12 protein-coding genes are annotated in these 14,255 nt (G+C 47.6%); 7 read left to right on the top strand and 5 right to left on the bottom strand.

What is annotated here, in order from left to right; genetic code table 11:
* Positions 1-28: 28 nt before the first annotated feature.
* The 3 genes from ACO6UY_RS01230 to ACO6UY_RS01220 form a co-directional block, all read right to left on the bottom strand.
* Entirely contained in the window at positions 29-1,003 is a 975-nt protein-coding gene (locus tag ACO6UY_RS01230; RefSeq protein ID WP_422488829.1) for a hypothetical protein, read from the bottom strand.
* A gap of 467 nt (positions 1,004-1,470) precedes the next feature.
* Positions 1,471-2,436: a hypothetical protein gene (locus ACO6UY_RS01225; protein ID WP_422448953.1), complete on the bottom strand. Its 966-nt coding sequence runs from the start codon at positions 2,434-2,436 to the stop codon at positions 1,471-1,473.
* A gap of 442 nt (positions 2,437-2,878) precedes the next feature.
* The gene (locus ACO6UY_RS01220) at positions 2,879-4,828 is read right to left on the bottom strand and encodes a BCCT family transporter (RefSeq protein WP_422488828.1); all 1,950 of its coding nucleotides are present in this window, start codon (positions 4,826-4,828) and stop codon (positions 2,879-2,881) included.
* 406 nt (positions 4,829-5,234) lie between these two features.
* On the opposite strand from ACO6UY_RS01220, the gene ACO6UY_RS01215 reads away from it, so the two are divergent.
* Positions 5,235-5,924, top strand: a complete 690-nt coding sequence (locus ACO6UY_RS01215; RefSeq protein ID WP_422459981.1) for a hypothetical protein — start codon at positions 5,235-5,237, stop codon at positions 5,922-5,924.
* A gap of 193 nt (positions 5,925-6,117) precedes the next feature.
* On the opposite strand, the gene lpxL is transcribed toward ACO6UY_RS01215, so the two are convergent.
* Positions 6,118-7,071: an LpxL/LpxP family Kdo(2)-lipid IV(A) lauroyl/palmitoleoyl acyltransferase gene (lpxL, locus tag ACO6UY_RS01210; RefSeq protein WP_422448959.1), complete on the bottom strand. Its 954-nt coding sequence runs from the start codon at positions 7,069-7,071 to the stop codon at positions 6,118-6,120.
* Positions 7,072-7,201: 130 nt separating this feature from the next.
* On the opposite strand from lpxL, the gene minC reads away from it, so the two are divergent.
* The 3 genes from minC to minE are packed head-to-tail and all read left to right on the top strand — an operon-like array spanning position 7,202 to position 9,114.
* A complete protein-coding gene (gene minC / locus ACO6UY_RS01205) occupies positions 7,202-8,002 on the top strand; it encodes a septum site-determining protein MinC (protein ID WP_422448961.1) in 801 nt (266 codons plus the stop codon).
* Between the two features lie 48 nt (positions 8,003-8,050).
* Positions 8,051-8,866 (top strand): septum site-determining protein MinD, encoded by an 816-nt coding sequence (gene minD, locus ACO6UY_RS01200; RefSeq protein WP_422448963.1) that lies wholly within the window; start codon positions 8,051-8,053, stop codon positions 8,864-8,866.
* Entirely contained in the window at positions 8,863-9,114 is a 252-nt protein-coding gene (gene minE, locus ACO6UY_RS01195; protein WP_209202447.1) for a cell division topological specificity factor MinE, read from the top strand. The genes minD and minE overlap by 4 nt, the downstream gene beginning before the upstream one ends.
* Before the next feature lie 241 nt (positions 9,115-9,355).
* On the opposite strand, the gene ACO6UY_RS01190 is transcribed toward minE, so the two are convergent.
* Entirely contained in the window at positions 9,356-9,985 is a 630-nt protein-coding gene (locus ACO6UY_RS01190; protein WP_422459983.1) for an RING finger domain-containing protein, read from the bottom strand.
* A gap of 87 nt (positions 9,986-10,072) precedes the next feature.
* Between ACO6UY_RS01190 and ACO6UY_RS01185 the strand changes: the two genes are divergently transcribed.
* The 3 genes from ACO6UY_RS01185 to ACO6UY_RS01175 all read left to right on the top strand — a co-directional run bounded on the left by ACO6UY_RS01185 (position 10,073) and on the right by ACO6UY_RS01175 (position 14,239).
* Positions 10,073-11,371, top strand: a complete 1,299-nt coding sequence (locus ACO6UY_RS01185) for a M18 family aminopeptidase (RefSeq protein ID WP_422459985.1) — start codon at positions 10,073-10,075, stop codon at positions 11,369-11,371.
* 173 nt (positions 11,372-11,544) lie between these two features.
* Positions 11,545-11,721 (top strand): hypothetical protein, encoded by a 177-nt coding sequence (locus ACO6UY_RS01180; RefSeq protein ID WP_422448969.1) that lies wholly within the window; start codon positions 11,545-11,547, stop codon positions 11,719-11,721.
* Positions 11,722-12,115: 394 nt separating this feature from the next.
* Positions 12,116-14,239, top strand: coding sequence for a carboxy terminal-processing peptidase (locus tag ACO6UY_RS01175; protein WP_422448971.1), 2,124 nt, complete (start codon positions 12,116-12,118; stop codon positions 14,237-14,239).
* The last annotated feature ends 16 nt before the right edge of the window (positions 14,240-14,255 follow it).

Genomic DNA, 14,255 nt, shown 5'->3' with positions numbered 1-14,255 from the left:
GCCCTGACTTTTTACACCAGCCACTGAATTAATAACTCGACGTTTTTTCTGAATAGCTTTTGATAGTTTCATTAAGTTCTGGTGAAATTTCAATGAAAGCGGGCTCTGGAGTAAATTGATAATACTCAAAAAACATCTGCATGGTTTTCTGGAAAACCAACAGGTTCCTACTACCAATAAACTGCTCAAGAATCGATCCAGTCAAGTAGGAGCGAGCATTATCTCGATACATACCTTGTTTAATAAAACTTAGTGTTTTGTCAATTTTGAAATAATATTTATTTTCATTAGTCTGCATTAGCACTTCCATTTTTCTCAAAAGATCAATGGCCTTGCCCTTATCACTGTTATTGTAATCAGGGCTTCCTGGCTCAGCAAGTAACGGATCAAAAACTCCCTCACAAAGGAATTTAATTGATTCATACCATGACTCAAGATTACTTTTTGTTTCAAGTGCAGCAGCTGCACAGGTAGAGTATGTACCGCCACCCCAGTTTTTTAGGTTACATAGCGGACTAGACTGATCAAGAATATATTTTCCAAAATTAACCATAGGTTCTGAGAATCTTTTCATTTCACGCTTTTTCAACATTGGGGAGATTTCGGTATCTTCTTCAAGATTTATTAAACGAGTTAGTTCTACATTAAAATTATCTACCAGGCTATTCAAGTGCTCAGGCAATTCAAAGCACCTGTATTTATCCAACAGCTTCCCCAATGGATGTATCGATACAGCCCCGGTATCAGAGGAATCTTCGGCAAGGGCTACCCCTCGATCACGCATGGATTTTTCAAATTCCACTATTTCACCAGGAAAATTGCTTTCTACAAACCGCAACATTTCTTGAATGGTTTTGCCGCGTCTGCCCTCAGGCAACAACTTGATATGTTTTTGAAAGGTTTCAGAAACGGCATCAGTTAATAATCCTGAGCCGTCAGGCGCTGGTTCATTTGTGAAGGTATATAAGGCATTATCGTTTCCGCCAGTAGTTGAAAGATGCATGTTAATGTTCTCATACTTTTATCAGTTAAAAGGTATTCAGGATTGAACATAAGATGGTGTCAATGCCGGATTTTTCTCTCAGGAAAAGCCTGCCAATAACATCCCTAATTTTTCTACCCTGCCTGCTTTGAACAAGTGGCAGTGCCTGATTTGGTCATACTCATTCCAAACGGAGATTAGTAATGATTTCATTACGATCTTTTTGACCAATAGCCTTGCAATAAGTTCCAACTCTTTACGGCACAAAAAACATCGTTTTTTTTTCACCAAAGACTTACCCAAACAGGGCATACTGATCACATCAGACCAAAGACTGCCGGGGAATCTGCTTTTTCTGTGGAGCCAGCACTTCATGGGTCTGACGTACTGCAATTACAGCTTTTGTCGCCAGATCCTCAGCTATTCAAAGCCGGCCAGTGCAGAACCTTCCAGGGTCCACGAATCCACTTCCTTCACCAGTCACTGAATTAATAATCGAACCCAGTCGGCTTCTTCATTTCTGCATATATTTTGATAGATTTACAGAGCTCATCTGTAATTTCACTAAGAGGCCCTTCGAATGGTATAAAATGATAATAATCAAATAACCGCTGCAGGGTTTTCTGGAATAGCATCAGGTTACCACTACCAATGAAATCCGAGAGAATTAAATTACTCAAGCGGGAACAAATATTCTCCCGTGGTGCTTTTTTAGTTAAATATCTTAATATACCATCAATCTTGAAATAATCATTTTTCCCAACATTTTGCTTTAGTCTTTGTATATCATGCAGAGTGGAAAGTGCTTTATCCTTCTCTCTGGAATTGTGATCGGGTCCCTTTGGATTATTAAATAACGGATCAAGCAGTCCATGAGTAAGAATTTTTACCGAGTTATGCCATGCAACAAGATTCCGCTGCATTTCCACTACGACTTTACTATCCGCATGGCCTGCTTCACAATTTTGGTTCGTCCTTTTGTGAATATCCTTGCCAAAATCTTCCAATTTTTTTGAAAACCTTCTCGAACCATTTTCTCTCAAGTATGAAGAAATTTCACTATCTTCTGAATACCTTATGAAATGTTTTAATTGAGTGTTAAATGCTTCCACCATACTATTCAAATCAGTAATTAATTCAGGGCAGTTATGATCAGCAACTAATTTTTCCAACGGAATTATCGATACAGCCCCGGTCTCAGAGGAGTTTTCAGCAAGGGTTATCCTTCGTTTATCCAAGGTTTCTTGAAATTTCGGCAGTTCATTAGGGAACTGATCATGTATAAACATCAACGTTTCTTGAATAGTTTTGCTGCGTATTTCCTCAGGCAACGACGTGATATGGGTTTTAAAGGATTGAAAAACGGCAGCAGTTATTAATGCTGAGCTGCCAGACGGCGGCTGGGCAGTGTGGGTAGATGAGGCAAACTTATAGTCGGTAGTTGCAGGAAACATGTTAGTGTTCTCATACTTTTATGAGTTAAAAGATATTAAGGAATGACCATAAGATACAGTCAATGCCGGACTTTCTCTCAGGAAAAGCCTGTCAATAACGTCCTTAATTTTTCCACCCTGCCTGCTTTGAACAAGTGGCAGTGCCTGTTTTAGTCAGACTCATTCCAAACGTAGATCAGTAATTATTTCATTACGATCTTTTTGACCAGCAGCCTTGGGATAAGTTCCAACTTTTCATACGATCAGTCAAAATACCTATGTGACTCAACCAATTCCCTCGTGATCAGGTTGCGAATTCCCTCTACAAACTTTACAAGGACTTTCTTGCCAGATGTATACCACCATACTGTCGTTAGTCCGTGTTTGTTTCCAGTATGGATGTTCAAATCACATGGCCCAACCCTTTTACCAACAGGCTGGGCAGTGGTTAAACTTTAAAAAATCAAGCTCTGCCCATGCGCATCAGAATTTCTTCTTTAGCCTGCAGACGCTCCAGCGCTTTCTGCTCTTCCTCTTTCTGACGCATCAGCTCATTAAACTCCATGCGCGCCTGCTGGGCCAACTCAGAAGCAGCCTGCCGCTTCTCATTGGCCTCAATGGCAACCCGGGTTAATCGCTCAACTTCCTCCAGCAATGGGGCAGGTGCATCCCCCAGATCAGACCCCGTTGCACCACGAGCCATAGCCTCCCGGCGAATCTGTTTTTTCAGTGCAGCCAGCGCTTCATGGGCCTGACGCTCTGCAATTACGGCGTCTGTCGCCTGATCTTTCAGCTGTTCAAAGCGGGCCAGTGCAGAACCTTCCAGGCTCCATGGGTCCACTTCCGGCAGTTCTTCAATATTGATGGTGGGTTCTTCGTAGCCTTCCTGGCGGGAGATATCCAGCATGGTGGCTTTCACTGCAGAAATCATCAACATCACCGCAATCACCAGCAGCGGCAGACCACCGACAATTGCTGCCGTCTGCAAGGTGGCCAGACCACCCATAAACATCAGCACAGAAGGCATCAGTGACAAAGTGAAAGCCCAGAACAGGCGGTTCCAGCGCATGGGGTCTTCAGTCACATTAGTCTGGACAACTGACGCGAGAATAAAGGAGATGGAGTCAAAGGTAGTCGCAGTAAAGATAATACAGAGCAATGTGAACAATACGATAACCACGTAACTGAACGGAAGCTGTTCAAGCACACTGAATATAGCGGTTGTTGGGCCTTCAGTATTGAGAATACCCACAACATCCAGTTGACCGGAAAGCTGGAGGGACAGACCAAAGTTACCCAGTACGATAAAGTACACCGCACACCCCAGGGAGCCACAGAAAATCGCACCGCCGACCATCTGTTTAATGGTTCGCCCTTTGGAAATACGGGCTACGAACAGTCCCATACTGGGTGCATATACCAACCACCAGGCCCAGTAGAAGATGGTCCAGTCCTGAGGGAAGTGGGTATCTTCAAAGGTGCCATAACCACCGAAAGGTTCTGCCCAGGTGGCCATGACGAAGAAGTTGGACAGCATCCGCCCAATGGAGTCCAGACCCGTCTCCACCATAAACAGCGTAGGCCCCACCACCAGGACAAAAGCCAGCAGACCCAGTGCTCCCCAGAAGTTGATATTGCTCAACAGCTTGATACCACCATCCATTCCCTTGTACGAGGAATAGGCAAACAGTGCCGTACACAACAGCAACACACCAATCTGGGTGCCATTTGTAGCTGGAATACCGGTCAGGTAGGTAATGCCCTCATTGATCAAAGGTGCCGCCAGACCCAGCGTGGTGGCAGCACCACCGAGCAGGCCAAAAATAAACAGCACGTCAATCACCTTGCCCAGAGGCCCTTTACTGCGGGCTTCTCCCAGTACCGGCATCAGGGCAGCTGATACCTTCAGAACCGGGTTTTTGCGCACATGAAAAAAGTAGGCAATGGGAATGGCCGGAATCATATAAATGCACCAGGCAACAGGCCCCCAGTGGAAGATACCGTAAGTGGCCGCCCAGCGAACCGCCTCTTCACTGCCCGAGGCCAGCTGAAAAGGCGGTGACTGATAATAGTAGGCCCACTCAATACAACCCCAGTAGAGAATACTGGCACCGATGCCACCACAGAACAACATGGCCGCCCAGGAGGTGGTCGAATACTCCGGTTTCTCATCGGCATCACCCAGCTTGATCTGGCCAATATCGGAAAATACCACGTAGGCCATAAACACCACGGCAGCCAGCCCCAGGCCCAGATAAAGCACCCCCATTGTGTCCGTCATAAAGGTTTTTGCGATGGCAATCCAGTGAGCGCCCTCATCCGGAAACAGTGCCAGCGGTATAACCACCAAGATCAACAAAATAACCGCACCAAAAAAGGTCGGCTTATCAACAAGCTTAAAATGCTCTTCCATAATCTTTGGTCTTCAATAATGAACAGCCGTTGCAGCTGTGAAAACAATAGTTATCAACTTTAAACAAAAAGGGACGTTAATTTTTTTTGGCTACATGTTCATGGTAAACATCCTGCCTGATATGCCATTCAAACCGGTCATTTATGCACCGGAGTTTGCGAAGAGATAATAAGCATAAAGACCTACAAAATCTACGGAAATATCCATTATTGAGCATATTGGATAGTTTCTGACACTCGCCTCCTGCCGGGGAAAGAATCGGTCTATCCCAACAAGAGTACAACTATTCAACCTGGTAGCCTGCCTTACCGACAGTGATCTGGAATTATGTAATTATTTTATTATGTTCAGGGAACCCTCCTGTTTTTATTTTGTCCTACCAGATAAACAAGTAACGGTATGACTTATGATTCCTCCCTCTTCTTCTCTAACATCTTCGTTCATTGCCGGTGCTGGCCAGTCGCCAACAGAGCCGAACCAGCCGGAATCTATCTCTGGTGATTCTGTTGAGCTAAAGTTGTCCTCTGATGATGATTTTTATCTTTTATATGTTGGTTCTTACACTTCTCCGGGAACTTTAAAGCGAGAGACAATTGAACAATTAAACAAAGATCATCCGGGAATATTCAATGGCCTTGAAAATCCAGATGATTTATTTAATGCTGATCCCGTTAAATACCAGCCATTGGCAAAGTTAATTTATGATACTGATTACAGGGATCTTGAAACCATTTTGGACCCTGATATTGGCGAGCCTTGTTGGTCCGCCCAGAAAATGCTTTATGGTGAATACCAAGGTGATTTTTACAAGTTTGAGGGAGACTATGAAGGAACACAATGGGTTAGGGTTCATAGTGATAAGTATCAGCTTATGAAAAAAAATAAACAATTTGTTGCTCAACTGAGGGAATTTTTGTTTGATCAAAGTATGAGCAATGATGATAAAGTTGTGAACTTACAGATGCTTTTTCCTCCAGTCGACCAAAGTGGGGAAGATATAAGTGCTGATCAACTACGTGAGAATATGGATTTACTTTTTCGCAACACTTTCAAGCAAGCTCAACAGCGAGCCATTAATTCTGGCTTTAAGCCATAAGTTGTGACAAAAAGAAATGGCCATTGAACGACGGTTTCTATAGGTATTTTCAGACATCAGGGAAGTGCTGATGGCTTTATTCAATATAAGAGCAGCGTCCATCCAGCTGCCGCCCTCTGCAAGAACGCGGGAAACACTATTTCTGACTAAGGATATTTCCGGACACTCAATCAGTGAGCATTCAGACAGGCAGTCAGCCCCGATAGAAGTCCGCCTCCCCCTCAGGGCGATTTTTAAACCGCCGATGAAGCCACATATACTGCTCAGGATGCTTACGAATTTGCTGCTCGACAAACTGGTTAACCTGCAGCGCATCCTGAAAGTCGTCACCGGAAGGAATCCCTTCCAGGGCACAATGCAATTGAACCCGGTAGCCTTTGGCACCAGCCAGCCGGGTCACCGTCATGGGAATCACTTTCGCCCTGCCCGCTTTGGCAAGGCGTGAGGTACTGGTAATGGTCGCTGCGGGAATACCGAAGAAAGGCACATAGAGTCCATTTTTGATGCCATAGTCCTGGTCAGGAGAGTACCAGACGGTTCTGCCCGACTTTAATGAACGCAGCATGCCACGAACATCCTTCCTTCTCAGCAACTGGCTGCCAGGATCAAAACGGTGCCTTAAACGACGCTGAACGTATTCAAAGACCGGGTTCCCATGCTCTCGATAGGTGGCATCCACACTGTGGCGCTGGGTAATCAGGCGACCTGCCAGTTCTATGGTGGTGAAATGCATAACCATCAGGAGGGTGCCATCATCAGACTTCAGGTTTTCCAGCCCCTGATAAGAAACGATGTTGTCCAACCTGCCGGCAGGCCACCACCAGGCGATGGTAACCTCCATAACACCAATGCCGACTGACTCAAAGTTTTTCTTCAGCAGTACCTCTCTTTCAGCCTGGCTCAACTCAGGAAAACACTTCTCCAGATTCACCCGGGCAACATGAACACGGTCACCCGCTACATGGTAAATGATACGTCCAAGCCATCGTCCCAGTTGGAGAAGCCAGCGATAAGGCAATAGCGAAGGAATAACGGTAAGCCCGATCACCAGCCAGGTAAGCCAGTACTTCGGGTGCAGATAGGCCCGGCGAAAGACGTCGTCTGCACGGGCATCAGCCTGCTTGTTAACATCAGGGTTTTGCGACATATAGGTTAATTCAATACTTGTATCTGAACGTTGAGTTCTCTACGCTACATTCTGTTGTATAAAAAGCTGACCATTTAATCTGCTGACTCTCGTCATACAAAGTCGTTATACACAACCAGAGTTGTACTTTATGACCCTTCAACTGCAAACCGGTACTGCAGCTTTCAAGATGACCGGTGGTATTTATACACTGACTACTCTTGAATTGCATTCTACCAATCCTGCGGATATCACCAATCAGCTGGAGAACATGACGCGCAAGGCACCCAAGTTTTTCCAGCAGACACCTGTCATCATCGCCTTCGACCAACTCAGCCCGGAACAACCACCGATTGATCTTTACCAATTGCGCCATAGCCTGCAACAGTTTGGCCTGATCCTGATTGCTGTTCGCGGCGGCCAGGAAAGCCATAAACAGGACGCCATGATGGCAGGCATTCCCTGGCTCCCGTCACCAAGGCAACGGAACCGGTCAGAAGAAAATTCTGCTGCTCATGTGGAAAGCCATGTTGAAACCAATGTGGTCATCATGCAGAAACCCCACACCGCCAGTCCCGCTGCAGCAGAGAGTGCCAACCAGACGCAAACATCACCAGTCATTCATAAGACCACGCTTATAGAACATCCGATCCGCTCTGGTCAGCAGGTCTATGCCGAGGGCGACCTGGTCATTACCAGCCCGGTGAGTTCCGGTGCAGAACTTCTGGCCGCCGGTAATATACACGTCTATGGTCCATTACGCGGCCGGGCCCTGGCAGGTGTCAATGGTAATACTGACGCCCGTATTTTCTGCCTGCAGTTTGAAGCCGAACTCATTTCCATCAACGGTCAGTATAAAATGCCCTCAGCAGCCAGTAACAGTGATCCCCTCTGGGGCGGCAGTGTTATTGTATCCCTCGAGGCACAAAGCTTGCACATAAAGAAACTTTAAGAAATACTGGACAATAGTTCAGTTCTTGATTTATGACAGGATTTCACCTTGGCTCGTATTATTGTTGTGACTTCTGGAAAAGGTGGCGTTGGAAAAACCACCACCAGTGCTTCCATTGCAACAGGATTGGCTCTTAAAGGTCACCGAACCGTTGTCATTGACTTTGACGTAGGCCTTAGAAACCTGGATCTCCTGATGGGCTGCGAGCGTCGTGTCGTGTACGACTTTGTCAACGTAATTAACGGCGAGGCCGAGCTGCATCAGGCGCTGATCAGAGACAAGCGCACAGAAAACCTGTCCATTCTGCCAGCATCCCAAACCCGGGACAAAGAAGCCCTTACCCATGCAGGGGTTGAAAAAGTCCTGAACCAGCTGGCAAAAGACTTTGAATACATCATCTGTGACTCTCCGGCAGGCATCGAACACGGTGCCCTGATGGCCCTCTACTTTGCCGATGAAGCCATTATTACCACAAACCCTGAAGTGTCGTCCGTCCGGGACTCTGACCGTATCCTGGGTATTTTGCAAAGCAAGTCCCGTCGTGCAGTCGAAAACCTTGAACCCGTCAAAGAGCATCTATTGCTAACCCGCTACAATCCTGAGCGGGTGACACGGGGAGAAATGCTCAATATTCAGGATGTCGAGGAAATTCTGGCGATACCGCTGATTGGCGTAATTCCCGAGTCCACCTCAGTCTTGAAAGCCTCCAACCAGGGGGTACCCGTCGTATGCAATACCGACAGTGATGCCGGTCAGGCATACAACGATGTGGTAGCGCGCTTCCTTGGGGAAGACATACCACACCGTTTTCTCGAACCCGTCAAAAAAGGGTTCTTACAGCGCATGTTCGGAGGAATAGGATGAGTCTTATGCAGCTATTCCGCTCACGCAAAGAAGATAACAGCGCCGCGATTGCCAAGGAAAGGCTGCAGATCATAGTAGCCCATGAACGAAGCAGTCGAAGTGGGCGTGATTTTCTGCCAGCCATGGAGCGGGATATTCTTCAGGTTATTCAAAAATACATAGAGGTCCAGCAGGAGTGTATTGACATCAAGCTGGACTCTCAGGATGGTTGTTCTATTCTTGAGGTCAATGTACAGCTGCCGAACTAGGAGGCTGACCGAGAATAGCGCCCGTCTAGGCGACCCCGTGGCGAGGATGGCAGAGAATTGAGGATAAAAAGTCGGAAATTTTTAATGAATAGTGGTTCTATTTGCTAAAAATTTCCGACTTTTTAGGCCAATTTGCTGCCACCGCAGTAGGGCAGTTTATTCCTGGACAACCTCTTGATCCCTCGTAAAATGAAGTCAAACATATTTTTTTGTGAGATCACTACCTATCGCTTCAACCCGGTCAAAAGCCCAAAAGCAATTTCCGGCCCAGCCAACCGGCATTAATGAGCGAACAGAAGGTAACGCCCACAGCCGCTATTTCCTGCAAAGTATGACAGTGAAAGTTTTGAGTGCCGAGCCTACCGAAATATACAGATATTACATTACTGACTTTCGAGACACACCTTTCGGCGAGGGCCACAAAAAGATTAACAGCTACAACACCGGCATTATAGTAAGCCAGCTGCTCAAGGTCGGTGGCAAGAAAGAAACCAGAATACATAAACGCGAACACAAACCCCCTTCGTTCGCGTAGGGTTTTGTTGAATTCATCCTTCAACGCATTGATAAAACTGACGTCAGGTTTCGGTAGAACAAAATTTTGCCTGCATAAAGGGCAACTTGAGTCCCTTTCTCGCCATTTGATAATGCATGAACGGCCGAAGGCGTGCCCACACTTCAGGGTAGATAATGCATGGTCAGGCTCTTGGGAAAAATCCTCAAGGCAAATGAGGCAATGGTTTTCAGCCGATGTTTGAGGGAACATGCTTATTTCATTGATTTGGGTAAATTCATTCGTATTATTCTTTTTAGACAGAGCAATCAACAACAAGCTCATACAGCCACTTACTTTAGTGGGCTCATGCAGCATTATCCAACCCTGAAACAGGTCAGTTTCAACAATGAAATAAAACCTATCTTTGTAGTAAGATCACCGCTTACATTGCAAGGTAGCGCCATGAGCAAAGAACACTTTAATCAGGAGCTTATCCAGTTCCTCAATGCTTCTCCGACCCCTTATCATGCAGTAGCCACCATGGTGGCCAAACTACAGGAAGCAGGCTTCCAGCCATTGAGCGAGTCCGAATCCTGGTCTCTCAAAGAGGGCGGAAAATATTACGTAACCCGTAACGGATCATCCATCATTGCCTTTACCATGGGCAAACCTGAGCTGGGTGCCAGAATGGTAGGAGCGCATACCGACTCGCCCTGCCTGAAAGTAAAACCTCAGCCAGAGTTAAATAAGCACAGCTATTTTCAGCTGGGTGTTGAGGTTTATGGTGGTGTCCTGTTAAATCCATGGTTTGACCGTGACCTTTCCCTCGCCGGCCGTGTCCAATACCTCAACGATCAGCAACAACTTTGCCAGCAACTGATCAATTTTGAACGTGCAGTCGCCATTATCCCCAGCCTGGCTATTCACCTGGACCGCGAGGTCAATAGTGGCCGTGCCGTCAATCCACAAACCGATATCCCACCGATCCTTTTTCAACTGGCCGATGGCGAAACCGTCGATTTCCGTGAACTGCTGAAACAAGAGCTGATACGTCAAGGGCACAGCGACTGTCAGCAAGTGATGGAATACGACCTCTCTTTCTATGACACCCAAAGTGCTGCCGTTATTGGCCTGAACGGTGACTTTATCGCCAGTGCCCGCCTGGATAATCTGCTCAGCTGCTATGTGGGTCTGGAGTCTCTGCTCAATCATCAGCCATCAGACACCACAGCCCTGTTGGTATGCAATGACCATGAAGAGGTGGGCAGTGTCTCAACCACCGGAGCCCAGGGGCCTTTCCTGAAGAGCGTACTGGAAAGAATGTATGGCACCGGTGAGGCACTGACCCGGGCCATGAACCGCTCCATGCTGATTTCAACGGATAATGCCCACGGCATCCACCCCAACTATGCCAGCAAGCATGACGAGCATCACGCACCGAAACTGAATCATGGGGCAGTCATCAAAGTCAACGCCAACCAGCGTTATGCCACCAATGATGAAACCTCGGCCCTTTACCGCACCCTTTGCCAGGCCAGCGGCAGCAAAGTTCAGCACTTTGTTACCCGTACCGATATGGCCTGTGGCAGTACCATTGGCCCACTGACTGCCGGTGTGCTGGGCGTACGCACACTGGATCTCGGGCTGCCAACCTTCGGCATGCACTCAATCAGAGAGCTGGCCGGGAGTGAGGATGCCTTTGAACTCAGCAAAACCCTGGCCCATTTTATGACCCTGGCCAAACTGCCATTCACTGAATAATTAATCATCAGCTGGCTCTTGAACGAGAGCCAGCAAACTCTCCGGACATCCCGTTTTATTGACAAAACACAACGCGAAGCCCCGTCATACGTACAATTTCAGACTCCAATTATCCGGCCGATATTGCTAACCTCGATCATGTCATCAGACCAGCCAACATTGCAGGCAACCCCATGAAACCCGAAGCCAACAACCGGCCAACACTGCGCTCAACCTCAAATTCCAGTAACGCCTTTTCACTTCATCGCAGTAAGATTAATTCGGTCAAGCCGTTGCTAAAGGCTTCTGCAACACTGCCTGCGGCAAAGTCATTTGATGAGACTGGCGGCTATATCAAAGGTTATAACTAATACCAATTCCACCTTCTAAATATGAACTGCGCAGCCATTTTGAACAGCTGGATCTTCGTTGGAATTCCTCGCAATAGCCCTGCTATTACTCGTCATTCCGCCTTGCCCAGCTGTCCAAAATGACTTGCTCGATCTCATATTTAGAAGGCGGAATTGGTATTACTCACACTTTTTACCGGCCAGGTAATGGCCTGATTTACCTGAGCTGTTCAGAATATGAAAGTTCAACGGCTGTCATCCGCCATGTGACTGTATTATGCTGTATTCATCCTTACAGGATATTCAAGAGTTCAAGATCCTGAGCGATGACTTGAGTAATGGAAAGAGTCTTATCCGTTAGGTTAGCCAGGAAGGCACACTTCAACAGACAGAATGACACGGAGCTAACGCCTCTATGATATCGAAACTGCAGCCAGCCAAAAGAATGAGGCTGTTCTTTTCAGCGCTGCTTTTCACAGCACTTCTCTCAGGCAATCTCGCTCAGGCCGTCGATAAGGACATCAGCCAGCCAGTACCCACCCTGACACCCAACCTGCAACAGGCCATTGCCAGCGTTCATGTGGTACAGCTGCTTTCAAGAAGCCACTACCGGAAAATCCCCCTTGACCAGAGCAATATGGAAAAGGTGTTTGATCGCTATCTTGATCGACTGGACCCGAACCGCAGCTTCTTCCTGCTGGCAGATATCCAGGAATTTCAGCCCTATCGGAAAAAACTGGGAGACTCTCTGAAAAGCGGTGACCTCAATCCCGCCTTCGCCATCTTCAACCGCTACCGTGAGCGGGCGGAAGAACGCGCACGCTTCATGCTCAAACAGCTAGAACTGGGCATTAACAACCTGAACCTCAGGAAAAATGAAGAGCTGGTGATTGAGCGCAAGGATGAACCCTGGCTTACCAGCAAGCAAGCCCAGCAACGGCTTTGGATCAAGCAGTTTAAAGACAGCGTATTAAGCCAGAAGCTGAACAATAAAACCGACGAAGAGATTATCAATCAGTTGCGCAGAAGAAACACCAACCTGCTGCGCAGGCTGCACCAGAGCAAAAGCGAAGATGCCTTTCAGACCTACATCAACGCCTTCGCTGGTATTTACGACCCTCATACCCAGTACTTCTCCCCCCAGACGGCGGAGAACTTTGATATCAACATGAGCCTCTCTCTTGAAGGGATCGGTGCCGTACTCTCTGCTGAGGATGAATACACCAGAGTAGTCAGTGTTGTCCCCGGCGGCCCTGCCGAGAAAGCCGGGCAGCTGAAACCCGGTGATAAGATCGTCAGCGTTGGCCAGGGCAAGAAAGGCAACCTGGAAGATGTGGTGGGCATGCGTCTGGATGATGTGGTCAAATTAATTCGCGGTGCCAAACACACCCTGGTTCGCCTGGAGATTATTCCCGGCAGCAGCAATGACAGCAGCACCCGGGTTTATGAGATTGTCCGGGACCGGGTCAAACTGGAAGAGCAGGATGCCGCCAGTAAAATCATTGAAGTGCCCATGAATGGCAAGACCAGCCGTATCGGGGTGATCGAGTTACCCACCTTTTATATCGACTTCAAGGCTGCCCAGGCCGGTGACCCTGACTATAAAAGCACCACCCGTGACGTCCGCAGGCTCCTGGAAAAATTAAAGAAAGAGAAAGTGGATGGCCTGATTATCGATCTTCGCGGTAATGGGGGCGGTTCACTGCAAGAAGCCAATGAGCTGACCGGTCTATTTATTGATAAAGGGCCTACCGTTGTCGTCCGCAATAACCGGGGTCGCGCTGAGCGACAGGAAGACCCGGACTCAGAGCAGCTCTACGATGGCCCCATGGTGGTGATGATTGACCGCCTCAGCGCTTCCGCTTCTGAAATCTTTGCCGGGGCCATGCAGGATTACGGCCGGGCGCTGATCGTTGGCAGCCAGAGTTACGGCAAAGGTACCGTGCAAAGCATCCAGCCACTGAACCACGGGCAACTGAAACTGACGCTGGCCAAGTTCTACCGGATTTCCGGCCAGAGCACCCAGAATCGTGGCGTTATTCCCGATATCATCTTCCCTTCCCTCTATGATGGCCGGGATATTGGTGAGGACACGCTGCCGGATGCACTGCCGTGGGACAATATCTCACCGGTATCCTACAGACCTTACGCCAACTTAAGTCCTTATCTGCCGGAGCTGCAGAAAAAGCATGAATTCCGCACCCGTAAAAATGCGGATTTTGTTTACCTCCATGAGATGAAGGACTACTTCGAACATTATGAAAATCAGAAAAAGGTTTCCCTGAACCAGGAAAGACGACAACTGGAGCTGCAAACCATGCGCAGCCAGCGACTGGCCATTGAAAATCGCCTGCGGAAATCCAGAGGTCTGGCATTGCTGAACAATCTGGATGAGCTGGAGGAGATCAACAACCAGGAACAGGAACAGAAGAAAAAAGATAAAGAGCCTGATGCCTTCCTGAAGGAAGCGGGTGTCATCCTGACCGATATGGTGAAAGCCAGCAACAATAAGCGGCTCTTTACCCGTCGTTCTGGCTAACACCTGCTTTAACTGA

Origin of the sequence: Endozoicomonas sp. ALE010, from assembly GCF_049310165.1 — a bacterium.
GTDB lineage: Bacteria > Pseudomonadota > Gammaproteobacteria > Pseudomonadales > Endozoicomonadaceae > Endozoicomonas.
This window is presented reverse-complemented; position numbering and strand designations above follow the sequence as displayed.

Coding starts and splice junctions, on each gene's coding strand:
- ACO6UY_RS01230 (WP_422488829.1), bottom strand. CDS start 1,003: ATGCATCTTTCAACTACTGGCGGAAACGATAATGCCTTATATACCTTC.
- ACO6UY_RS01225 (WP_422448953.1), bottom strand. CDS start 2,436: ATGTTTCCTGCAACTACCGACTATAAGTTTGCCTCATCTACCCACACT.
- ACO6UY_RS01220 (WP_422488828.1), bottom strand. CDS start 4,828: ATGGAAGAGCATTTTAAGCTTGTTGATAAGCCGACCTTTTTTGGTGCG.
- ACO6UY_RS01215 (WP_422459981.1), top strand. CDS start 5,235: ATGATTCCTCCCTCTTCTTCTCTAACATCTTCGTTCATTGCCGGTGCT.
- lpxL (WP_422448959.1), bottom strand. CDS start 7,071: ATGTCGCAAAACCCTGATGTTAACAAGCAGGCTGATGCCCGTGCAGAC.
- minC (WP_422448961.1), top strand. CDS start 7,202: ATGACCCTTCAACTGCAAACCGGTACTGCAGCTTTCAAGATGACCGGT.
- minE (WP_209202447.1), top strand. CDS start 8,863: ATGAGTCTTATGCAGCTATTCCGCTCACGCAAAGAAGATAACAGCGCC.
- ACO6UY_RS01190 (WP_422459983.1), bottom strand. CDS start 9,985: ATGCTGCATGAGCCCACTAAAGTAAGTGGCTGTATGAGCTTGTTGTTG.
- ACO6UY_RS01185 (WP_422459985.1), top strand. CDS start 10,073: ATGAGCAAAGAACACTTTAATCAGGAGCTTATCCAGTTCCTCAATGCT.
- ACO6UY_RS01180 (WP_422448969.1), top strand. CDS start 11,545: ATGAAACCCGAAGCCAACAACCGGCCAACACTGCGCTCAACCTCAAAT.
- ACO6UY_RS01175 (WP_422448971.1), top strand. CDS start 12,116: ATGATATCGAAACTGCAGCCAGCCAAAAGAATGAGGCTGTTCTTTTCA.